This window comes from Micromonospora sp. KC213, from assembly GCF_004348325.1.
Classification (GTDB): Bacteria; Actinomycetota; Actinomycetes; order Mycobacteriales; family Micromonosporaceae; genus Micromonospora.
Map to the genome: position 1 here is coordinate 1 of NZ_SMKF01000013.1, position 22750 is coordinate 22750.

Here is a 22750-nt window from a genome sequence, read left to right on the forward strand (position 1 = left end):
CCGTCACCCCGAGGAAACGGACCACCTCCCCGCCATGCCCCTGCTCACCGCCATCGCCGTCGGCCTCGCCCTGCTAAATGCGGCCCCGGCACCGCCCACCCCGACGCCGGGGCCTTCGGCTGCGGTGACGTGGGGAGTGGCGCCGTCGAGCGCGAAGGGCCCGAACGGCCGGCCGGCCTTCACCTACAAGCTTGACCCCGGCACCACCCTGACCGACTACGTCGCGGTCACCAACCACTCGAAGCGCCCGCTCACCCTGAACCTCTACGCCAGCGACGCGTTCACCACCGCACAGGGCGGCTTTGACCTGCTGGCCGGCGGCCAGCAACCCACCGACGTCGGCTCCTGGGTCCGCCTCACCCAACGCAGCGTGACCATCCCGTCGACGTCCCGCCTGAACGTCCCGTTCACCCTGACGGTGCCGCGCAACGCCACGCCGGGCGATCACGCCGGGGGAATCGTCGCCTCACTCGCCGCCACGACAGCGGACGCGCAGGGCAACCAGGTCGCCGTCGACCACCGCGTCGGCGCGCGGATCTACCTGCGAGTGACCGGTGAGCTGCAGCCGGCACTCACCGTCGAAGATCTTCAGGTACGGCACAGCGGCTCGCTCGACCCCCTTGCCGGTGGCACGCTCACCGCCACCTTCACCGTCCGTAACACCGGCAACGTCCGGCTCACCGGGCGGCCCTCGCTCGGGGTGGTTGGCTTGTTCGGCCTCGGTCGGCGTTCCGTGGACGCGGCGACCCTGCCGGAGATCCTGCCCGGCGGTGAACTGACCACGACCGTACGCATGACGAACGTCCCGCCGCTGTTCCGGCTGACCGCGAGCGCTGCCATCGCCCCAGCCGCCGTGGGCGGCCAGGTCCTCGACCCACCGCCAGCAGTCGACACGGCGCGGGTCACCGTCTGGGCGGTGCCCTGGTCGCAGATGGTCCTGCTGGTCCTGCTCGCCCTCGTCGGCTGGGCGCTGATCGCCGCTCGCCGACGGCGGGCGCGACAGATCGCGCGGGCGGTGGCCGCCGCCCGGGAGCAGGGCCGCGCCGAAGCCAGCCGGGAGACCGCACGGACCTCCGGCGACCAGGACGCCGCGGTCCCCGCCACGATCGGTGCGAGCGCCCCGGCCGGTGGCGACGGCGCGACGACGTCCGACCGCCCGACGTCGCAGGCGGATCGTCCCGACCAGGGCCGCAACAACCGACGACCGGACATCGACCACACGGGGAAGGACAAGGAGTGACACGGTCACCCCGTGCCTGTCCCCGGATCGCGTCGGGCGGCGGCAACGCCAACGGCCACGCCGTCGCGATGCGCACGACGACACCACCACGTCGCCTGGGGAGCAAGCAATGACGATAAGAAGCATGCGTGCCGGCGCCGCCGGCCTCGCCTTGGCCGTGCTGGCCGTGACCGCAGGGACGACGCCGGCGGCCGCGGAACCGGCCGGGGTTACCGCTGTCGGTGCGGACCTGGTTTCCCTGGCGCTCGATGGTGAGTCGATGTCGCTGCGCATCCGGGACGCCGCGCAGGTAGCTCGCGGTGTGCCCGGGCATGACCCGGCCGAGGTGATACTCGGCCCGGACGGCGGCCTTGCCGGCCGGGTACCGCCTGGAAAGGCTTTCGCCTTCCTTGGGCCGCCGGGACACCCTGTGTGGTCACTGTCCGCCGGCGACACCGGGTTTCCGGCCCTGGACACCACCGGGGTACGCCGCGGCGCCGTCGTCCACGACACGGTGACCCTCAGTCTGCGCTCGGTCGAAGGGCCGGGAAGGTTCACCGCCTACACACTGGCGGGCATCGAGGAGGCCACTGCGCTGTTCGGCAGCGGCGCGAATGTGACCCGGTCGGTGCAACTGCCGGCGGCAACGCGCACCGGCGGTGTGGTCTGGGCCTTCGACGCCGCCGGCGACTACCGGCTCACGCTGGCCGCATCGGCGGCCCTGCGCTCCGGCAGGACGGTCAGCGCCGAGGCGACGTACCGGGTCCGCGTACCCGCGATCGCCCCGGCCGGGCAGATACTGCCACCGGCTGCGCCGCAGCAGATAACCCGGTCCGAGCAGCCGACGGCGCGGACATTCGCCGCTCCCGCCGCCGAGTCGAAGCCGGCTGCGGCACCGAAACCCGCCGCCGCGCCGGCACCGCTGGCCGCGAAGGCGGCGGCCAGCACCGCGACGGGGGCCCGGCAGGTGATCGCCGACGGGCACGTCGACATGGGCCCGCAGCTCGCGGGGGACGCGTGGACCATCCGGATCAAGGACGACCGCACCAGCCCCGCCGTGTGGCGGGAGATCGCCGACGTGGTCCTGCAGGTCAAGGACAACGCGAAGATCACCGTTCCGGCCGGGGCGGACTTCCTCGGCAAGCCGGGTGACACGGTGTGGCTGCTGCCGCAGTCCCAGCAGGCTGGCATCGTCTGGCCCGGCTGGAACACCCAGCACCCGTCCGTCGTGTCCGGCGTCAAGGGCAACGTCACCTGGACGCTCAAGGGCGTCAACGGGCCGGGCCGGTTCGCTCTCTACCTGACCGGCTCGTTCGGCGAGGCCGACGTGCTGTTCAACTCCGCCAAGGCGTTCCCGCAGCAGCTGAGCGTTCCGCTGAACACCCATGCGCACGGAAACTGGGCGTTCAGCAAGCCCGGCCTCTACCGCCTGGCGGTGCAGATGAGCGGCACCACCACCGGAGGCAGGGCGGTCACCGACACCAAGACGCTCACCATCGCCGTCGGCGACAGCACTGACCCGACCAGCGGCTTCGGACCTGGCAGCGGCTCCGGAGGCGGCGGGGACAAGGACGGCGAGGACCGGGGCGGTGCTGGCCGTCTCCCGCGCACCGGCACCGGTTGGGTGCTGTCGGCCGGCGCGGCCGGCGTGGTTCTCGTCGCCGTCGGGGTGCTGCTGGTGCTGCTCACCCGTCGCCGCCGCGCCGGTCTCGCCGACACCGCAACGGCGAACACGTGAGCCCGCGGGTCGCGCCACGGCTGCGACGGGCAATCCTGCCGCTGCTGATCGTGGGGCTGGTCGCCGGTTGCCGGTCAGAGGTGGCGTTGAGCGCGAACGACGAGCGCCTCCAGGTCATCACGACCACCGGAATTCTGCGAGACCTGGTGAGCAACGTCGGCGGTGACCGGGTAGCGGTCACCTCGTTGGTGCCGGACGGTGCCGACCCGCACAGTTACGAGCCGTCGCTGCGCGACATCCGCGACGTCGTCTACGCCGACGTCGCGTTCAGCAACTACCTGCTGCTGGAAGAGCAGGCCATCATCAAGGCCCTGGATGCGAACCTGCGCGACGGCGTACCGAACATCTCGCTGGCCGAGGGGGCGGTGAAGTACGCGGCGGAGATCATCCCGCTGGTCGAGGACGTGTCGCTGGACGCGATCTGGCTGGGCATGCGGGTACGCGGCACCGGTGCGGCGCAAGGGGCGAACCGCGCTTCGGATGTGTTGCTCAGCGCAACCTCGGCTGACGGTCCGGGTGATGTGGTCGCGTACCTGACCGAGTCGTTCGGCAACCCGTCGTTCTACGTCGACTCCACCGACGGGTTCAATCCCGCCAACGGCTTCCGCGACGACACCGCCACGCTGCCGCCCGACGCGCACACGCACATGAGCTGGGCGTTCACCAAACCAGGTGTCTACCGGCTGACCATGCGGGCGCAACTGTCCGTCGACCCGCAGTCGCCGCCGGTCCCGATGGGCGAGCAAGTGTTCACGTTCGCCGTCGGGGTGGATCCGCACTCGGTGCCGGGCATGGCCGGAGCGGCGGTGCTGAATTCGGGGCACGCCGACCTCACCGTCGACCTCGACCAACGGCGGCTCTACCTGTTCGCCGACCCCGAGGGCAGCGGCGAGGCGAACCAGCGGGTCTACGACCCCGCCCGCACCGTCATCGAGGTACCGAGCAAGGCGCTGCTCGAGGTGCCCGGCGACCGGAAGTTCCGGTTCCTCGGCCGGCCCGGTACCCAGGTGTACCAGCTTCCGCAGGCGGTCCTCGGCAAGCACGTGCACGGCGAGATCGACCCGCACCTGTGGCAGAACGTCCGCAACGCCATCTCCTACACCGAGCTCATCCGCGACACCCTCATCGGGGCCGATCCCCAGGGCGCGCCGGCCTACCGGGCTAACGCCTCGGCCTACATCCGGGAACTGGAAAAGCTCGACACCTACGTGCGGGACACCATCGCCCGGATTCCGCCCTCGCGACGGCACCTGGTCACCACGCATGACGCGTTCGGCTACCTGGGGCAGGCGTACGGCGTCCAGATCTCCGGGTTCGTCACCCCGAACCCTGCCGCCGAGCCGAGCCTTGCCGACCGCCGCCGGCTCACCGAGACGATCCGCAACCTCAAGATCCCCGCGGTGTTCCTGGAGCCGAACCTGGCGGCCCGCTCCACCACCCTCAACGAAGTCGCCCGGGAGGAAGGGCTGCGCGTGTGTGCGATCTACGGCGACACCCTCGACCGCGACATCACCAGCTACGCGCAGATGATGCGGTTCAACGCCGAATCGCTGCACGACTGCCTGACCACCGACAAGCAGGGGAGAAACCAGTGACGGCAGGACGGGCGCGACACCGCACCCGCGCATCCGGAATGATCGCGCGCTGCGCGCTGACGATGCTGATTTTGCTGACCACGGCACAGACTGCCGCGACGGCGAAGGAGCCTACTCCGGGCCTCAGCCAGTCGATCGCCGCCGACCAGCCTCTCACTACCGGCCGGGCGGAACTCTCCGCCGGACACGTCGACATCGGCCCCCGCTACGTCGACAACCAGTGGACGCTGCTGATCCACGACGGCACGCAGGCACGGCCGGTGTGGCGCAACCCCGACGAGACCGTCCTGCGGGTCTCCGACGCCGCGCTACAGACTGTTCCGGACGACCCGGCGTACGCCTTCCTCGGCGTCGACGCCGGCAAACGGGTGTACGTGGTGCCGCAGGTGCAGAACCCCGACGTCGTGTGGCTCGGCTGGAACACCCAGGACCCCCGGGTGATGCAGAGCATCGACCGTGGGGTCACCCTGACCCTGCTCGGCGTGCGCGGACCGGGGACCCTCACGACGTATCTGCAGTCGGGTAACTTCGCCGCGCCCCAGCCGCTGTGGCGCTCCACCGAGTCGAAGGCGCAGCCCTTCTGGGCCGAGGTCAACACCCACACCCACGCCAACTGGGTCTTCACCGCCCCTGGGGTCTACCTGATCGCGGTGCAAGTGTCCGCTGACCTGGTCGGCGGCGAGACGGTGTCGGCGACACGCACGCTGCGCTTCGCTGTGGGAGACGCCACCAGCGCCGACGAGGCGTACGCCGCCACCGCGGACATCCCCGCGCCGGCGGGTCAGGCATCGCCCGCCGGTGACCGGGCCGAGGCCGGCGAACCGGCCGGTGAGTCCAGGACCGTGCTGCTCGTCGCGTTGGTGGCAATAGCAGCCCTGCTCGCCACCGGCCTGGTGCTTCTGCTGCTGCGCGGACGAGGCGCGAAACGGCGGGCCGAGCGAGAACGCCTGACCTCGCTGTCCGGAGGTGACCGTTGAGAGCGCTGGAGGTTGATCAGCTGGACGTGGACCTCGGCGGCCGGCCGGTCCTGCGGGACATATGCCTGCACCTGGATCGGGGCGAGCTGGTCGGATTGCTCGGTCCGAACGGCGCCGGGAAGACCACCCTGCTGCGCGCCATCCTGGCACTGACCCGCACCCGCGCCGGCCGGGTGCTGGTGGAGGGCAAGCCGTCGCGTCCCGGCCGATCCGAGATCGGCTACGTCCCCCAGCGCCACGAGTTCACCTGGGACTTCCCGATCTCTGTCGAGCACGCCGTGATGAGTGGCCGAACCGGCCGCCTGGGTCTGCTCCGCCGCCCCGGCGTCGCCGACTGGCGGGCAGTCGGCGACGCCCTGGACCGGGTACACCTCACGGAGCTGCGCCGCCGACCGGTCGGTGAGCTGTCCGGTGGGCAACGCCAACGCGTCCTGGTCGCCCGGGCCCTCGCCCTCGCGCCGCGCATCCTGCTGCTCGACGAGCCCTTCACCGGACTGGACATGCCCACCCAGGAACTGCTGGGTCAGTTGTTCACCAGCCTCGCCGGCGAGGACCACGCGGTGCTGATGACCACCCACGACCTCGTCGCCGCGGTGGACACCTGCACCCGCCTGGTCCTGCTCAACGGCCGGATCATCGCCGACGGACACCCTGCGGACCTGCAGGACGCCGAACTGTGGACGAAGACCTTCGGCGTGAGCGAAACCTCTCCGCTGCTGAAACTCGTGAGGGCGACCTGATGTCGATCACCGATTTCCTCACCGACCTGCTCAACCCCGACCTCGCGTTCCTGCCCAAGGCACTGGCGATCGCAGTCATGTCCAGCATCGTCTGCGGCGTCGTCGGCTGCTACGTCGTACTCCGAGGAATGGCCTTCATCGGCGACGCCGTGGCCCACGCCGTCTTCCCGGGCATCGCGGTCGCCTTCGTCCTGCAGGGCAGCCTGGTCCTCGGCGGCGCCGTCGCCGGCGTCGCCACCGCACTGCTGATCGCGATCTTCGCGCAGAACCGGCGCGTCAAGGAGGACTCGATCATCGGCGTCTTCCTGGTCGGCGCGTTTGCACTGGGCATCGTGATCATCTCGCAGGCCCCCGGATACGCCGGGTCGCTGCAACAGTTCCTGTTCGGCTCGATCACCGGCATTCCGGACCGAGACCTCTACCTCGTCGGCGGCGCCGGCCTGGTCATCCTCGGCCTGGTGCTCGCCCTGCACAAGGAATTCGTCGCAGTCTGCCTGGACCGGGAGATGTCCCGGTCCATGGGGCTTGCGGTCTTCTGGCTCGACATCGTGCTCTACGTCCTGGTCACCCTGGCCGTGGTGATCTCCCTGCAGACCATCGGCAACATCCTCGTGCTCGCTCTGCTGATCACTCCCGCTGCCGCGGCCCGCCTGCTCACCGACAGACTTGGTGTGATGATGCTGCTCGCCCCGGTGATCGGCGGCGCGTCAGCGACCGTCGGGCTGTACCTGTCCTGGAGCTACGACACACCGGTCGGCGGCACCATCGTCCTGGTCGCCACCGCCATCTTCCTCGCCGCCTGGCTGATCGCCCCCCGACACGGCCTGTTGACCAAACGGTGGCGGCGTCCGAGTGGGCAGGAACCCACTGACGTCACACGACCCATGCCGCTGTCCGACCTCGCTCACCCGCAGGACCCGTCACTTCCCGTGCGATAGACGAAGCCGCAAGAGTCCGGGACGGTGAGCAACCCGGTCTCCGGGAGCCGGCATCACCTTCAGGGAGGCAAACCTGGCCGGTGTCGGGCGTGAGGTGCGCCCGGCAGCTCCCGGGAGCGAGGCGCTGCCGGCCTGAAGTACCCCTGCCCGACACCACCGTCCAAATTCGTGGCCCGGCCACCGGAGACAATACGAACGCGATTGCCAGTTCACGCTCCACTGAGGAGCACGAAGCTCCGGCGGGCGGATCAGGGGAGCCGTGGCGGTCTCGGTGACGAGGCCGCCACGTCGGTATGGGCTCCGACCCGATGACCCGGGCGGTTCCTTGAACGCCACCATCAAGACGGGTGCTCCGTCCCCCGGTAGCGCCGCGCCTGCAGTGTCCAGACATGTCGCCGCGGCGCACGTACTCGCCCGAATGCCGTGCCGGTGCAGCCATGACCGCCTCCACCGATCAGCCCTTCCCAGTGTTATCGAGAACGACTATCGTTTGCAACTACTGTGGTCCAAAGGGGACCTCAGGGGGAAGGAGTTCTTCGTGCGCAAGCCCGTCCGCCTGCTGCTCGCCTCCGGGGCGGTGACCGTGGCGCTGCTCGCGGCAGCGCCACCGGCGCAGGCCACCGTGGTGACGTTCAGTTCCGGGCACGTCGACCTGGTCGATATCGCCTACGAGGCCGGCGAGCTGGAGCTCGGCGTCCACGACGAGGACAACGACGTCGAGTACGCCACCGACGAGGTCAAAATCGTCGTGAAGCGGCAGGCCAAGGTCACCGTCCCGAACGATCCCGCCTTCGGTTTCCTTGGCACCCCTGGGGTGTCGAAGGTGTGGATACTGCCCGAGATCCAGAACACCGACCTGATCTGGCCCGGCATCGCCGCCGAGGAGATCGAGCCGGGTACCTTCACCGCCGACGCGCTCACCCTCAACGTGCAGTCGGTCAGCGGACCCGGGCAACTCGCCATCTACACCGAGAACGCCGTCGGGCAGCCCAACATCCTCGCCGACAGCGGCGACGGCCTGCCCGACACCATCGCCCTGACGGCCGGCGACCACCTGCACGCCAACTGGGCCTTCGACCGCGCCGGCATCTACTGCATCACCCTCCGTGCCACCGGCACCCTCGCTGCCACCGGACAGCAGGTCACCAGCGAACCGGCCACCCTGCACGTCGTGGTCAGGGCGTGAGCGCCGTGCGTAGCCATAACCGTTTCCTCGCCGGTCTCGCCCTGACCGCCGCGCTGCTTGTCGGCACCGCCACCGCCACCCCGGCAGTCGCGGCGCCGATCGTGCTGTCCAGCGGCCACGTCGACGTCATCGACGTCGACTACGCCGGCGGCGCGCTGACCGTCAACCTGCTCGACGACACCGTCAGCCCGTCGGTGGAGCGCAACCCCGCCGACGTCGTCCTGCGCGTCCCCAACACCGCCAAGGTCACCGTCCCCAGCGGCAGCGCCTGGTCGTTCCTCGGCACCGGCGGCCAAGCCTGGGTGCTGCCCCAGGCCAGCACCGCCGGACTGCTCTGGGGCGGCTGGAACACCGCCGAAGTGCCCAGCGGCGTGTTCCAGAACAACCGCGTCACCTTCAAGCTCACCAACGTCACCGGTCCGGCCGGCTTCAGCGTCTACACCGTCTCCGGCGGCACCCCGACGGTGCTGTTCGACAGCGGCAACGGACTGCCCGACAGTCTCAACGTCAACCGCAACATCCACGCCCACGCCAACTGGGGCTTCGACGCCGCCGGCACCTACACCGTCACCTTCGAAGTCACCGGAGTGCTCGCCTCCAACGGCAGCACCATCAGCTCCGGTGCCAAAACCTGGACCTTCGAAGTCCTCCCCTGACCACCGCCACACGCAGCAGCCGCACCAGACGTCCGCCGGGGTAGGGGGTACCTGAACAGCGGCGGACCCGGCCGGCGCGAGCCCACCACCCACCCGGGCCTCGCGCCGGCCCCTACTTCCGCCGGCACGCACGGACGGCAAGAAGTGGCCGGCCTAGCGAACTCGGCGGCGGACGGACTCGCTGACGACGCCCGCGACGGTCTTGACGTGTGCGCCCGCTGGCCGGCGGGCCCGCCGCGCAGTCCAGGTGCATCGATAAGTGCGGCGAGGACGATCAAGGCTTAGCCACCCGGCCTTTCCTCCGGTGATGCCGTGCGGTCGGCCTCTTCTGCACGGTCCGGCGGTGATACCTCGCTCGTACGGCTGCCGAGGCGATGGCACGGGTTGCCAACCATCAACGTGTAGGTAGGGGATGAGCCCTTCGTTGGTCGGGTCGGTGCCGATGCGAGTGCTGCGTCGGCCAGTGACTTCTATCCACGTGTCGGGGACGAGCCCGGCAGGTGCCTTACCGGTCAGGCCGACCTTGATCGGTCTGCCGTCCGCGGCGCAACAGGATACGACAATCCGCGCCAGCAGGAGCCGGCCGTCCGGACCGGTCGCGACGAAACCGGTCAGCCGGACCCTGCGGCCGACAAGAGAGGTACCGGCGTCCATCGAGGCCCGGTGGGCGGACTCGTACAGGGTGAGCGTGACGGGATCCTCGGCAGGCAGCGCCCGGATCGACACCTCCGGCGACGAGTGCAGCACGGTGCCGGTCTGCTCCGCCCGGTAGGCGCCCAGCGCTGGCGGCGCCAGCAACGTCAGCGCGAGCACGGGCAGGACGAGCAGCCAGGCAATCGTCGGGTTGTGCTCGCCGCCGTGCTGATGGCCAACCGAGCTCTCACCGTCGCTGACGGTGGCCCGTGTGTCCGCCAGGTCCAGGTCGTAGCGCAATGCGCCAGGGCGGCGATCACCACTGTGCCGCCAGCGACCACCAGCAACGGGCGCAGCGGCTCGCCAACGTAGCGCAGGTGCAGGTCGGTCATTCCCGCCCGCAGCACGGTGGCACCGAGTACCAGGAGCAGGAGCGACTGAGTAAATCGGTGCACATGTCCTCCCAGCTCAGGACAGCAAGACCGCGCCGACGGCGGACGCGAGCCCGATGGCCACGGCCAGTGTGGCGGGTACGAAACGGTGGGTGGATGGAGCACCGAACACGCCGGCCTGCATGGTGATCAGCTTGAGGTCGACGGCGGGGCCGACGACCAGGAACACCAACCGCGCGGTCAGGGAAAACTGCGACATCGACGCCGCGACGAAAGCGTCTGCCTCTGAACAGAGTGACAGGATCACGGCCAATGTGGCGAGGACCAACACCTCGAGGACCCAGTCGCCGACAACGAGACCAAGAGCCCGTTCCGGTAGCAACACGTTGACACTCGCGGCGGCAGCCGCGCCGACGACCAGGAATCCGCCGGCGTGCAGAATGTCGTGGCGCAGCGACAGCCAGAACGCTCCCGCGCGGCGGGTCTCCTCAGGTCGGTTCGGTAGCCTGATCCAGTCCGTGCGGCCCCAGCGCAACCACAGCCAGCCCATGGTGACGGCCACCGTCATGCTGGCGAGGCCACGCGCCAGCACCATCTCCGGGTTGGCCGGGAACGCGACCGCGGTAGCCGTGAGCACAACCGGGTTGACTGCCGGCGCGGCCAGTAGGAACGTCACCGCGACCGCCGGCGTCACGCCTCGGCGCATGAGCGCAGCACCCATCGGTACGGCGCCGCACTCACAACCCGGAAGCAGCACACCGGCGGCGCCAGCAACCGGCACCGCGAGGACGGATCGTTCCGGCAGCGCCCGCGCCCAGAACGACGGAGGAACGCACGTAGCGATGGCCGCGGACAACACCACACCCGCCACCAGGAAGGGCACCGCCTGCACCAGCACCGAAACGAAGACAGTGGTCCACGTTGCCAGCAGCCGAGCGCCGAGACCGACAGCGAACGGCGACTGCCCGACCACCAGAAGTACTAGCAGTGCCGTCACGACCACGACTACGGCGATGCCGCCCCCGCTGGGTGACCCTCGGCGTCGCCGGCCGCGCCGACGGCCGGCATGAACGGCCCGTGCTGCCCCGACCGCGCCGTGTGCCCGTCCGGCTGGTCATTGGGGAGGTCCGTCTCGCCGCTGAGCTGCCCGGCCGCACCCACGTGTGGCTCAACCCCATGACGGACCCCAGCGTTGCGGGCGGCACCGCATCAAGTCCAAGCGATAGATGGGCGCCGCACCACCGGCTATCCCCGCCGGGCTCCTGCGCGCTCTGGCCAGCGACGCCATCCGGTCGAGCCTTGAGCGCCACTTCGGTGTGAAACTGGCCTTTCCAGAACTGTCACCGTGTCGCGGCGTTCCGGCTCTCCGCCGTCGACTGCGACACCTACTGCCGCTTCGTCTCCGTTCGCGGCCTGTTGCTCAATCAGTCTCCCGAGCTGCGTGACTGCTGACCCGGCCACCGCCCGGCGAGCAGGCCTAACGTGGACGTCCACCTGTTCCTGCTCGCCGGGCTCGTCGTGGCTCGACCTATCCGCGGTGCTGGCCGATGCGCAAACGTGGGGTGGTGCATGGGATGGTCGTCTTGACAGGCACGGTTGTTAGATACCCCCCGGGGGTATATGGTGCCGAGTGGAGGTGGACGGCATGAGACACGGACACACAACCCACGCCGATGCCGCAGTCATCACTGGTCCAGGGCAGCATCACGGCCATCAGATGCCGGTGGGTGAGCATCACGCCGGTGGACCGCACGACGGGCATCCGGGCGGCGCTGCGCCGGCGGGTGACCACCACGGCGACCACCACGACCATGCGGGGTACGGATCCGCCGGTGGGCACGGGGATCATGACAAGCACGCGGGGCACGATCCGGAGCAGTTCCGGCGCAAGTTTTGGCTGAGCCTGGCGCTGACGGTTCCGATCGTGGTGACCAGCCACATGGTGATGGGCTGGTTCGGCTACACCCTCGACTTTGCTGGCGTGAGCTGGGTTGGCCCGGTTCTCGGTTCGGTGGTCTTCTTCTACGGAGGCTGGCCATTCCTGGTCGGCGGCGTCCGTGAGGTACGCGACCGGGCGCCGGGGATGATGCTGCTGATCTCGATGGCGATCACGGTGGCCTACGTTGCTTCGATGGCCACCAGCCTCGGCGCGTTCGATCTGGATTTCTGGTGGGAGCTGGCCGCGCTGGTCACGATCATGCTGCTGGGTCACTGGCAGGAGATGAAGGCCATCGGCCAAGCGCAGGGTGCCCTCGCCGCGCTGGCGGCGCTGTTGCCCGACGACGCCGAACGGGTCGACGATGACGGGACCGTGCATCAGGTGTCGGTGTCCGAGCTGCGGGTCGAAGACGTGGTGCTGGTTCGTTCCGGTGGCCGCCTGCCGGCCGACGGCCGGATCGTCGACGGTGTTGCCGAGTTGGACGAGTCGATGATCACGGGGGAGTCCCGGCCGGTGCTCCGCAGCGTGGGGGATCGAGTCGTGGCCGGGACGGTGGCTACCGACTCCGCGCTCCGTGTTCGGGTCGACGCGGTCGGGGAGGACACCGCGCTGGCCGGGATCGGCCGGCTCGTGGCGCAGGCGCAGGCCTCCAGCGGTCGTGCGCAGGTTCTGGCTGACCGGTTCGCCGCGATGCTCTTCTACATCGCCACTGTTGCCGCGCTGGTCACCTTCGCCGCCTGGTGGGCGCTGGGTGACCTCGACCAGTCCGTGGTTCGGATGGTGACGGTCCTGGTCATCGCCTGCCCCCACGCCCTCGGGCTGGCCATCCCGCTGGTGATCGCGCTGTCCACCGCGGTGTCGGCGAAGGCCGGCATCCTGGTCAAGGACCGCCTCGCCCTGGAACGGATGCGTACCGTTGACGCGGTGCTGTTCGATAAGACCGGCACCCTGACCAAGGGGGCGCACACCGTCACCGCCACGGCCGCCGCCAGCGATGTGAGCGAGGACGAGGTGCTGCGCATCGCTGGCGCCGTCGAGGCCGACAGCGAGCACCCGCTCGCCAAGGCTGTGGTCAAGGTCGCGCAGGACCGGGGGTTGCGGGCGGTCGCCGGGAACTTCCGATCCCTGACCGGTCGGGGGGTTCAGGCGATCGTCGACGGCACCACCTGGGCGGTGGGTGGTCCCGCCCTGTTGCGGGAACTCGGCGCGCAGGTGCCCGAAGAACTGGCCAGCGTCACGCGGGGATGGTCGGCCCGCGGCGCGGCGGTGCTACATCTGATCCGCCTGCCGGAGACCGGCCAACCGGCCGCTGTTGGCGCGTTCGCTCTGGAGGACGAGGTCCGTCCGGAGGCCCGCGAGGCCATTTCCGACCTGCGCGAACAGGGCGTCAAGAAGATCGTCATGATCACCGGAGACGCCCGCCCGGTCGCCGAGGCGGTCGCCGCCGAGCTGGGCTTCCGGCCCGGAGTCGATGAGGTCTTCGCCGAGGTGCTGCCCGCGGACAAGGACAGGGCGGTCGCCGACCTGCAGGCCCGGGGGCTGACCGTGGCGATGGTCGGCGACGGGGTCAACGATGCGCCCGCCTTGGCCCGCGCCGACGTGGGCCTGGCCATCGGGGCCGGCACCGACGTGGCGATCGAGTCCGCCGGGGTCATCCTGGCCTCGTCCGACCCGCGTGGTGTGACCGGCGTGATCCGGTTGTCCCAGGCGTCGTACCGGAAGATGATCCAGAATCTGACCTGGGCCGCCGGGTACAACGTGGTGGCGATCCCGCTCGCCGCCGGCGCCCTCGCATGGGCCGGGGTCACGCTGAGCCCGGCGGTCGGTGCGGTGCTGATGTCCGCCTCCACCATCGTGGTAGCGCTGAACGCCCAGCTGCTGCGCCGGGTCAAGCTCACCCCCGGACAGTACTGAAACAGTAAGGATGGCGGCCCGGTCGGATCATCCGACCGGGCCGCCGCACGAGCTTCGGACGGGCGTAGCCGAGTCGGACCCCGGCTCAGGGCATCATCGGCTGCCACGTCACGCCCGCGTCGACGCTGCGCAGCACCCGACCGTCCTGGGTGGCCAGGTAGATCACGTTCTCGTGCACGGTGAAAGCGGTCGGGGCGCCCGGAGCGCGACCGGCGGCGGACGACCACGTCGCCGCCGCGTCGACGGAGCGCACCAGCGTGCCGTCCGCCATGACACCCACCAGCTCCCGTGGGGACCAGTGCAGCAATACCGCAGGCGGGCCCTCGGCCGGCGTCCAGGTGCGGCCGCCGTCGATGGAACGGCGCATGCCCTCGTCAGTGGTTGCCAGGAGGGTGTCCGAACGGTAGGGATCGACCGCCAGGTCGTAGGCATCGAGCCTGGATCGGGTCTGCCAGCTGACCCGGTCACTGCTGGCCAGCAAGGCGCCGCTGGTCGAATCGAGCCCGTACACGACGCCGCCGGAGGAGCGCAGCACGTGGAAGTCGGCCTGCCCGGCCAGAGACAGACTCCGCCAGGAACGGCCGGCATCGCTGCTGTGAATCAACCCCAGGTGCGCTGGCCCGTCATCGTCGGGGGCCGGGTGACCGGAGGCGAGGAACTCGTCGGGGCCGGTCACCGTGAAGCCCATAGTGTCCTGCCGGCCGTCCCCGACCCGGATCGCCTCACCGCCGGAGAGCCGGAACACGCCGTGGTGGGTGGCCACATACAGCTGACCGTCGGCGGGGTTCACGCCGAGTCCGTGCACGTGGCTCAGCGCACCACTGTCCGCCGCCGTCGAGGCGGTCGACGAGGCGGTGTCTCCACGCCATCCGGCTGCGGTGGCTGCGGCCGTAACCAGCAGAAGGACGCCGGCGGCGACGCCAAGCCACGCCATCGGATTCTGTCCCTTGTGGGCCACACCCAGCTCCCTTGCCTCGACACCGTGATCTGCGCGGGAAGCGCGGGACTGCCCCGCCGCAGCGCACCGATGGTAAGTCATCTACTATTGCCCGATAGTAGTGCCGTCGTGAGGGGTCACGGTGCAGACATGACCGCGACGGGTCGGGTGCGCGCCCTCCGCTGGCGCAGCGAGGAGGTTGCGGGTGCCTCAGGTCACGGCGGCGCCTGACCGGGCGATGCGGCGTGCCGCATCGGTGACTGCGGCTGTGGTACTGGCTGCGGTGGCCGGATTTGTGCTGCGGTTCGATCCCACCGACCGCGTCGCCGACCCGACCGGCCCGTGCCTGTGGCATTCCGTCACCGGCATCAACGGCCCAGGCTGTGGCGGCACCCGCATGTTCTACTACCTGGTGCACGGCAACCTAGCCGAGGCCGCTCGTCACCACCTGGCTGCCTTGGTTGCGGTCCCATTCCTGGCGTACCTTGGCCTACGCTTCCTCGCCTCGGCCTGGCTCGGGCGCGAACTACCCGCGCTGCGCCTGCCGACCTGGGTCTACGGGGCCTACATTGCCGTCTTCCTGCTCTATAGCACGGTGTTGCGCAACCTGCCGTGGACGCCGTTCTCCTGGTTCGACATCCCCAACCTGACCCCGTGACCCGCCAACCGTCAGGCGTTCCACCTCGCCCGGCCACCCTGCACGTTGGGCCTCTCCGCCGGGCACGGATAGTCGCCACTTTATACCGCCTATCATCCTGGACCGGTACAGCACCCGAGCGCCCGGTCAGGTTGGTCAGCCTGCTGCGGTTGTTGCTGCTCGTCCTGCTGTCCCTCGGTGTCTGCGGAATGCACACCTTCGGCCACGGCGGCCACGCCGCGAGCACGCACGAGACCACGGCGGCGGAGGGTGTGCTCCACGGCGCGCTCGCCGCTCCCGTTCAGGACGACTCCCGCGATTTCCACCTGATCGCGCAGGTCGACGAGTCGACGACCGGCGGCAGCACCAACCTGGACCTCTTCACGGTGTGCCTGGCGATTCTCAGCGCGTTCGGACTGACCGTCGGACTGGCGCTGCTGCGTGGGCAATCCCACCGCGACAGGTCTGTTGCCCGGACTCGTCTCGCAGTCCACAGGGGTGGGCGTAGCCCCCCGGTGCCGTTGCTGGGCCTGCGCGTCGCCGCGGTGTCGGTGCTGCAGATATAGGAAGCGCTGCCGGCCAAGCCGACATACCTATATCCGCTCACCATCAACCCGAGAGGGATTCCTTCACCATGAAGCGCACCATCGTGATCCGTCGCGCCCTGCTGACCGGCGTCACCCTGTCCGCTCTCCTCGCCACCACCGCGGCATGCGGCGACGACATGAGCGGCATGGACCACGGCAGCGGCAACAGCCCGACCGCCGCCTCGTCGGCTTCGGAGCAGACCAGCGCCACCGCCAACGACGCCGACGTCATGTTCGCCCAGATGATGATTCCGCACCACCGGCAGGCCGTCGGGATGGCCGATTTGGCGTCGACCCGCGCCAATGACCCTGAGTTGAAGGACCTCGCGACGAAGATCAAGGCCGCGCAGGATCCGGAGATCGTGACGATGACCGGTTGGCTGACCGCGTGGGCCAAGCCCACCGCCGCCCCCGAGGGGCACGACATGCACGGCACCGGCCCGTCCGGCATGCCGGGCCTGGCTGACGACGATGAGATGAACAAGCTCAAGGCGGCCAAGGGCACCGAATTCGACAAGATGTTCGCCCAGATGATGATCGTCCACCACAACGGCGCCATCGAGATGGCCAAGACCGAGCAGGCTAACGGTGCCAATCCGGAGGCCAAGGCTCTCGCTGCGAAGATTGAAGCGGACCAGGCCGCCGAGGTGAAGACCCTGCAGAAGATCCTCGACCGCCTGTAAGGAACGACGACACGGCGGCCGGACCCACCGCGGGTCCGGCCGCCGCGCCAGGTGGCCGACCGGTCCTCGACCCTGACAGTTGACAAACGCCCGTCTCGGTCCTGTCCGCGAGGGTTGTCGGATTCGCAGGGTGCAGGAACATCCGGTGACATCCCTGCGCCATGATCACGGAATGCCTTCGGCCGTCGCCGGTTGCGCAGGTGTAGACCGGAGCAGCGTCGTCGGGCGTTCGCCGCGGCCTCGGCCTTCCTGCTTCAGGCCGGTGGTGGCCGACAGCACGGCAGCGCAGCGCAGCAACCCCGTCCGGTCTGCACCGCGATCCACCAAACGCCGGTTCGGCGTCGACCCGCATTGCGTCCAGCGCGCAGGGCAAGATCCAGAGTCAGGGCGAGCTGGCTTCGAAGCTGGGCACCACCGTCGCCGGGACGGCCTCGGCGTTCGACGTCACCCGGGTCCTCAACGAAGAGCTCGGCAAGGACGTCTACCAGACCGGCGAGATCCCGAACGACATGGCTACCGTGGACGAGGTGCGGCGCCTGAGGGACGACCTCACCACTGCGATCGACAACGACCGCGTTGCCGTGCTGAATGTCATCGGGGCGGGCATCGACGTGGACGGCTGTCGCGAGACTTTCCGGTCGGGCACTACCTGACGGTGGTGGCCTATGAGGGCGACCAGGTGAAGATCGTCGACCCGTGGCAGCCGGTCGCGACGACACCTACTGGATATCCGTCGGCGAGCTGGCTGAGTGGGCTGCCCCGCGCGGTTACCCCGCCTGACACCCACGATTGATCCGAACGCGGCGGCCCTGCACACGGCCGCCGCGTTCGGCTCTCCCGCCGGCCCTGCGGGGCGCAGACGGAGGCACGGGCGCTGCAATGTCAGCGTAGGCTGACGTGGATGTGGGAGGCGTTGTGTCGTTGAACGGCCTGGGCGAGTTGGAAGCCGCCGTTATGGACGTGCTGTGGCAGACGGACGAGCCACTGCGGGTGCGCGAGGTGCTCAACAGGCTGACCGGACGGACCCTGGCCTATACCACCGTCATGACGGTGCTGGACAACCTGCACCGCAAGCAGTGGGTGTTGCGCAACAAGAGTGGTAAGGCCTACCACTATCGGCCGGCCGGCAGCCGGGAGGAACTCGTCGCTCGAACCTTGCGGCGCATGCTGGAGACCAGTCTCCAACCGGATGTGGTCCTGCTGCACTTCGCCCGTTCGGCCTCTGACCGGGAACTGACGGTGTTGCGGCAGGTGCTCGACGAGCGGTCGGATCGCCGGTGAGCCCGGCCATCGCCCTCGTCGTCGGTGCGCTCGTCGTAGCCTGGCTGGCCCCCGCCCTGCTGGAGCGCGCCGTCGGCCGGGTTCGTGATCCGGTCGCCGTGTTGCTCGCCTGGTGGGGCAGTCTGGCCGCAGTGCTGCTGACCTTCGCCGCCGGTGTGGTGCTGCTGCTCACACCCGTCAACAGCGTCGAGGCCTGGGCAGGGCATCTCGCGCACCACTGTTGGCTCGCGGTGCGCCATGGCCGACTGCCGGTGCACGACGAGCTCCTCGGGGTTGCCGGCATGGTGGGGGGTGCTGTGCTGACCACGCGATGCGTAGTCGTGGCCCTTCGGCAGTGGCGTGCCCAGCGCGAGTCCCGACAAGCGCACCAGGACTTGGTGACGCTGCTTGGTGAAACCCTGACGCCGGAGTGCGAACCGGTGCTGTGCGTTCCACACGGTGCGCCACTGGCCTACAGCGTTGGTGGCCGCCGGGGACTACTCGTCGTCAGCGCCGGCGTCCTGCGGCTACCGGCAGCGCAACGCGCGGCGGTGCTGTGCCACGAGCGGGCGCACCTGCGCGGCCGTCACCATCTGATCGTCGCCCTCGCCGAGGTCCTCGCCGCGGCCGCACCATGGGCGCCGCTGACCCGCCGCGCCCCGCGCGCCATGCGACTTCTGGTCGAATTGTGCGCCGACGCCGTCGCTGCGCGCGCCTGCGGCGCGCCCGCAGTTCGCGCGGCGCTGATCGCCCTCAATGGCGCGCCGCACCCCGCGCCTGCCCTGCCGATGGCTGCAGCGGACGTGCCGACCCGGCTGCGCCGCCTGCATACCAAGGCGGCGGACTACCCGACGTCGGCCCGTGTCGCTCTTCCGCTGGCCGCGGTGTTCGCGCCGGCCCTGGTCAGTGCCGTCACCGCCATCATGTTCTGCGGCTGAGGTTGGTACGCCGCTGATCGTAGGGCGACGTCGTCGTCACCGACGAGGCGGTTCTGAGCGCGATGACGTTCCTGTTCGACCGGATGAAGCTCGTCCGAGCACGAAGGCCACATCACTGGCGCCGCGGATTGGCTGCCCATCTAACTTCGTGGTGGCCAACAGCCTGCGATTGCAGGGTCTTCAGTGCTGTCAAGTAGCAAACCACGGGCGGCAGGGCGTGGGCCGCATCTCGCCGGCCCTCGTCGAGACGGCGAGAGGCGGCTCACGGCAACATCGCACCCAGTAAACGGAATTGAGGGCCTGCAGTTTGTGGCGCAGCGACGTCCGCGGGTGCGCCGAGGCCTGATACGTCGGCGGCGCGCTCGCGCGGCCAACCTCGCACCGGGCGTTACAGCCAGCCGCGTTCCTTGGCCAGCAGCGCAGCTTGGAACCGGTTTCCGGCGCGGAGGCGCCGCATCAGGTCCGCCACGTGGGAGCGGAACTTGCGTAGCGAGATGTTCAACGCGCGTGCCGCTACCTCGTCCTTGTCGTACAAGGCGAGCGCTTGCAGCACCTGCCGCTCGATGGCGGACAGCGGTGGATCGGTCAACTCGCGGGCGCGCGCCCACATGCCCTCGAACATGTCGATGAGGGCTGCCACCATGCCGGGTTGGCGGACCAGCAAGGCTCCCACCGAGACGTCCACAGGGTCTACCTGTATTAACGCAATTGCCCTGTCGGAGATAGAGACGCGCCTGTTGTATTCGGCGGTCACTCGGTGCAGGTCGCCGAGGGCGTGTTGCTGTTGAGCGTAGGCCATCTGGTCCGGCTGGCCGAGACTGTCTATTCCGATGAGAGTCCGGCTGATGAGCCCGTTGGACAGGCGTTTCCGGAAGTGCTGGACAGTTGTGTTGCTGATCCCGTGGCTCATCGGCGCGGGTTTGATGTTCATGAGTTCTCGTGATGAGGCGGACATTTCCCTGGCGCGCCGGTTGACGTTGTGCATGCCCTCGATCCGCTCGACGAGCTCGACAGGGCGGCCGCTGCGTTGCTCCTCTGTCAGGTCACGCACGATGTCCCACGCAGCGCTGAGCTGGTTGAGCTCGCGTGTGGTCTGTTCCATACGACGCCGGATGAGGAGGTCGACGGCGACGGTGGGCGAAACGGGTGCCAAGCCGTCGTCGATGATTCCCATGGTTTTTAGCCGGGCGACGACGGTCGGCGCGTGGGGGATGCCGAGGTCGGCGGCTGCGGCGTCAACGCTGGCGCCGGGCGCTCGCAGGAAGTACCGGTACACCCGTTCCTGCTCCGCCGTCAACCCGAGGCTGGCCAGATTCACCTCCACCTCCCTTCAGCGTGCTTGTGCAGCTTCGTGCAGCGTCCGTGCATGTTATTCACCTTCTCTCGATTCCGGCCTTTCGCCATCCTCGGCAGTGAGCACGAACACCCGGCTCTCGCCGGGGGATGACGGAGGTAGCCATCGATGGAATCGCATTCGCTGACCTCAGGCTCGTCTGCGATGAGCGTGCCCAAGAGGGCCTCCATTCCGACTGGCTCACGTGTGCGACGTGCTTGTGCACACGCCCGCCTGCCGTCGAAGGATCGAGCTAACGGTTGCCGGGATGCATGGCAGGCACGTGCCATGAAGGTGACGCGGGACGTGAGGTGCCTGCTCGCAGAGACGGGCACGCCGACGGCCGGATCGCGGCACCGTAGCGCAGGGCCCGATCCGCCTCACGATCCCCGCTGACGGCTACACCGCCACCAACCCTAACCACCCCCGTATGTGCGGCCCGACGCTGTCAGGGCCGGAAAGGACTAGTGATGTCACCGCATCCGCGTCGCTGGTGGGCACTCGCGCTCATCGCCGCCGCCCAGTTCATGGTCATCATGGACACCTCGATCATCGGGGTAGCGCTTCCGCGTATCCAGGAGGATCTCGGTTTCTCCCAGGAGAACCTGTCCTGGGTCTTCAATGCGTACGTCGTCGCGTTCGGCGGGCTTCTGCTGCTCGGCGGGCGCCTGTCTGATCTGTTCGGCGCCAGGCGAATGTTCGTCGCCGGTTGGCTGGTCCTTCTGGCCGGTTCCGCCGTGGCCGGTGCGGCCGGCACCGTCGGCGTCGAGTTGTTCGGCCGTGTCGTACAAGGTGTCGGCGCCGCGCTGATCGCACCGTCGTCGCTGACCCTGTTGATGATGTTGTTCGGCGCCGACCCGAGGGAACTGACCAGGGCTCTGGCCCTGTACGGGGCGGCGGCTCCCGCCGGTGGCACCGTCGGAGTCTTCCTCGGCGGTCTGATCACCGAGTACATCTCCTGGCCCTGGGTGTTCTACATCAACATCCCGATCGCGGTGTTCGCGGTGCTCGCCACTCCGAAATTGATGCCCTCCGCCGGGCCGGGGGCACGCGGATCCATCGACCTGCTTGGCGCGCTGACGGTGACCAGCGGTCTCGGCCTGGCCGTCTACGCGGTCGTGCAGGCACCCGAGATCGGTTGGAACTCATCACGTACCTGGTGGGTTCTGGCCGCCGCGGTCGTCCTGCTCGGGGTGTTCGTGGCCAGCCAGGCTGCCCGGCGTCAGCCCCTGATGCGGCTCTCCATCTTGCGTACGCCGAACCTCGGCGCGGCGAACCTCGCCCAGATCCTGCTCGGGGCGGCGTGGATTCCCATGTGGTACTTCCTCAACCTCTATCTGCAGCAGGTGCTCGGCTACAGTGCCTTCCCCAGCGGCGCCGCGCTGCTGCCGATGACCCTCCTCATCATGGTCGGGATGATCGCTATCGCCCCGCGGGCGGTCGGCCGGTTCGGCCCGAAGTCCATGGTCGTCGCTGGTCTTGCCCTGCTTGCGGTAGGCATGGGATGGCTGTCGCTGATACGCGCTGATGGCACCTTCCTGGTCGACGTACTGCCCGCCTCCCTGGTCGCGGCGTTGGGCATGTCGGTGGCGTTCATCCCGTCGCTGGGCACCGCGATCTCCAGCGCTCGGCCGGAGGAAGGCGGGCTGGCCTCTGGCATCGTCAACACGAGCTACCAGGTCGGTTCGGCGCTGGGCCTCGCCGCGATGACGGCCGTAGCTAGCTCCTACGGCGCAGACCAACTCGGCAACCTGAGGGCGCTGACCGACGGATTCTCCGCAGCCTTCCTCGGCGCTGCCGGCATCGCCGCCGCCGGCGCGGTGCTCGCCGGGCTCACCCTGCGAACTTCAGGAGCCGCAGTCGCCTCCGAGGCAGGCAACGCGGCGCACGATGTGGCGGACACGGCCGCGCAACCAGTCAGCCGGTAAGGCCGCGATCTGTACGGGGGCGGCGCCGAGGCCGGTAGGACGGCCCGCCCCCGGCGCCGCCGCGGCTCACCACCACCGGAGTGTCACAGCTGAAGGCTGCTCAATGACCACCTGGCGCATCGTGCCGTCAAGAAACCCAGCGGAAACGCGGAAGCCGACGGCAAGGCGTGGGGTCAGGGCTGGCGTGGCCCCGATCACCAGGCCCAGGAAGCTAATACCCCCAGGGGGTATCGTAAGGTGGCGGCATCGGGACGGCAGCGGCGCGGACCGATGAGCCACGAGTGTCATCGAGACCAATGAAAGGACATTCGTCATGGAGACCAAGAGCTACACCGTGATCGGTATGACGTGCTCGCACTGCGTCAACTCCGTCGGGTCGGAGATCGGCAAGATCTCCGGCGTCAGGGACGTACAGGTGGATCTGACCAACGGCACCGCGACCGTCACCAGCGATCGGCCGCTGGATGACGCGGCAGTCGCCGCGGCGGTCGACGAGGCCGGCTACGAACTGGCGAGGTAG

21 protein-coding genes and 1 pseudogene are annotated in these 22750 nt (G+C 69.2%); 18 read left to right on the forward strand and 4 right to left on the reverse strand.

Translation table 11 applies throughout. The features are described from left to right. Nucleotides 1–34 precede the first annotated feature (34 nt). The 8 genes from E1166_RS05405 to E1166_RS05440 all read left to right on the forward strand — a co-directional run bounded on the left by E1166_RS05405 (nt 35) and on the right by E1166_RS05440 (nt 9049). Nucleotides 35–1240, forward strand: a complete 1206-nt coding sequence (locus E1166_RS05405; protein ID WP_132336336.1) for a DUF916 domain-containing protein — start codon at nt 35–37, stop codon at nt 1238–1240. Between the two features lie 109 nt (nt 1241–1349). Continuing rightward, nucleotides 1350–2957: a TIGR03773 family transporter-associated surface protein gene (locus E1166_RS05410; protein ID WP_132336338.1), complete on the forward strand. Its 1608-nt coding sequence runs from the start codon at nt 1350–1352 to the stop codon at nt 2955–2957. Next, nucleotides 2954–4552 (forward strand): anchored repeat ABC transporter, substrate-binding protein, encoded by a 1599-nt coding sequence (locus tag E1166_RS05415; RefSeq protein WP_132336340.1) that lies wholly within the window; start codon nt 2954–2956, stop codon nt 4550–4552. The genes E1166_RS05410 and E1166_RS05415 overlap by 4 nt, the downstream gene beginning before the upstream one ends. Before the next feature lie 38 nt (nt 4553–4590). Continuing rightward, the gene (locus E1166_RS05420; protein ID WP_132336422.1) at nt 4591–5529 is read left to right on the forward strand and encodes a choice-of-anchor M domain-containing protein; all 939 of its coding nucleotides are present in this window, start codon (nt 4591–4593) and stop codon (nt 5527–5529) included. Next, nucleotides 5526–6269: an anchored repeat-type ABC transporter ATP-binding subunit gene (locus E1166_RS05425; protein WP_132336342.1), complete on the forward strand. Its 744-nt coding sequence runs from the start codon at nt 5526–5528 to the stop codon at nt 6267–6269. Before E1166_RS05420 ends, E1166_RS05425 begins: the two co-directional genes overlap by 4 nt. Continuing rightward, on the forward strand, nt 6269–7207 hold the full coding sequence (locus E1166_RS05430; RefSeq protein ID WP_132336344.1) for an anchored repeat-type ABC transporter permease subunit: 939 nt from the start codon (nt 6269–6271) through the stop codon (nt 7205–7207). Before E1166_RS05425 ends, E1166_RS05430 begins: the two co-directional genes overlap by 1 nt. Nucleotides 7208–7745: 538 nt before the next feature. Further along, entirely contained in the window at nt 7746–8393 is a 648-nt protein-coding gene (locus tag E1166_RS05435; protein WP_132336346.1) for a choice-of-anchor M domain-containing protein, read from the forward strand. Beyond that, complete coding sequence (locus E1166_RS05440; RefSeq protein WP_132336348.1) at nt 8390–9049, forward strand: choice-of-anchor M domain-containing protein; 660 nt, start codon at nt 8390–8392, stop codon at nt 9047–9049. The genes E1166_RS05435 and E1166_RS05440 overlap by 4 nt, the downstream gene beginning before the upstream one ends. Before the next feature lie 153 nt (nt 9050–9202). Here the strand turns inward: E1166_RS05440 and E1166_RS05445 are convergent, their stop codons facing one another. Further along, nucleotides 9203–9982 carry a TIGR03943 family protein gene (locus tag E1166_RS05445; protein WP_243710179.1) on the reverse strand — a complete coding sequence of 260 codons (780 nt, stop codon included), beginning with the start codon at nt 9980–9982 and terminating at the stop codon, nt 9203–9205. Between the two features lie 168 nt (nt 9983–10150). Then, on the reverse strand, nt 10151–11089 hold the full coding sequence (locus E1166_RS05450; protein ID WP_132336350.1) for a permease: 939 nt from the start codon (nt 11087–11089) through the stop codon (nt 10151–10153). A 244-nt stretch (nt 11090–11333) separates the two neighbouring features. On the opposite strand from E1166_RS05450, the pseudogene E1166_RS05455 reads away from it, so the two are divergent. Both E1166_RS05455 and E1166_RS05460 read left to right on the forward strand, forming a co-directional pair. Then, a pseudogene (locus tag E1166_RS05455) lies at nt 11334–11526 on the forward strand (SCO5389 family protein); the annotation flags it as partial. Between the two features lie 271 nt (nt 11527–11797). Next, nucleotides 11798–13927, forward strand: a complete 2130-nt coding sequence (locus E1166_RS05460) for a heavy metal translocating P-type ATPase (protein ID WP_243710181.1) — start codon at nt 11798–11800, stop codon at nt 13925–13927. An 85-nt stretch (nt 13928–14012) separates the two neighbouring features. Here the strand turns inward: E1166_RS05460 and E1166_RS30760 are convergent, their stop codons facing one another. Then, nucleotides 14013–14885: a F510_1955 family glycosylhydrolase gene (locus E1166_RS30760; RefSeq protein ID WP_165944247.1), complete on the reverse strand. Its 873-nt coding sequence runs from the start codon at nt 14883–14885 to the stop codon at nt 14013–14015. A gap of 184 nt (nt 14886–15069) precedes the next feature. Between E1166_RS30760 and E1166_RS05470 the strand changes: the two genes are divergently transcribed. The 6 genes from E1166_RS05470 (at nt 15070) to E1166_RS05490 (ending at nt 18969) form a co-directional block, all read left to right on the forward strand. Further along, entirely contained in the window at nt 15070–15522 is a 453-nt protein-coding gene (locus E1166_RS05470) for a DUF2752 domain-containing protein (RefSeq protein ID WP_132336354.1), read from the forward strand. 131 nt (nt 15523–15653) lie between these two features. Then, nucleotides 15654–16067, forward strand: a complete 414-nt coding sequence (locus E1166_RS05475; protein ID WP_132336356.1) for a hypothetical protein — start codon at nt 15654–15656, stop codon at nt 16065–16067. A gap of 68 nt (nt 16068–16135) precedes the next feature. Beyond that, nucleotides 16136–16771, forward strand: a complete 636-nt coding sequence (locus tag E1166_RS05480) for a DUF305 domain-containing protein (protein WP_132336358.1) — start codon at nt 16136–16138, stop codon at nt 16769–16771. A 509-nt stretch (nt 16772–17280) separates the two neighbouring features. Then, nucleotides 17281–17424 (forward strand): hypothetical protein, encoded by a 144-nt coding sequence (locus E1166_RS30765; RefSeq protein ID WP_165944248.1) that lies wholly within the window; start codon nt 17281–17283, stop codon nt 17422–17424. A 244-nt stretch (nt 17425–17668) separates the two neighbouring features. Beyond that, complete coding sequence (locus E1166_RS05485) at nt 17669–18052, forward strand: BlaI/MecI/CopY family transcriptional regulator (RefSeq protein ID WP_347813009.1); 384 nt, start codon at nt 17669–17671, stop codon at nt 18050–18052. Next, the gene (locus E1166_RS05490) at nt 18049–18969 is read left to right on the forward strand and encodes a M56 family metallopeptidase (protein WP_132336360.1); all 921 of its coding nucleotides are present in this window, start codon (nt 18049–18051) and stop codon (nt 18967–18969) included. Before E1166_RS05485 ends, E1166_RS05490 begins: the two co-directional genes overlap by 4 nt. A 388-nt stretch (nt 18970–19357) precedes the next feature. On the opposite strand, the gene E1166_RS05495 is transcribed toward E1166_RS05490, so the two are convergent. Further along, nucleotides 19358–20287, reverse strand: coding sequence for a LuxR C-terminal-related transcriptional regulator (locus E1166_RS05495; protein ID WP_132336362.1), 930 nt, complete (start codon nt 20285–20287; stop codon nt 19358–19360). A 485-nt stretch (nt 20288–20772) separates the two neighbouring features. On the opposite strand from E1166_RS05495, the gene E1166_RS05500 reads away from it, so the two are divergent. After that, nucleotides 20773–22230, forward strand: coding sequence for an MFS transporter (locus E1166_RS05500; RefSeq protein WP_132336364.1), 1458 nt, complete (start codon nt 20773–20775; stop codon nt 22228–22230). Nucleotides 22231–22543: 313 nt separating this feature from the next. Next, entirely contained in the window at nt 22544–22750 is a 207-nt protein-coding gene (locus tag E1166_RS05505) for a heavy-metal-associated domain-containing protein (RefSeq protein WP_132336366.1), read from the forward strand.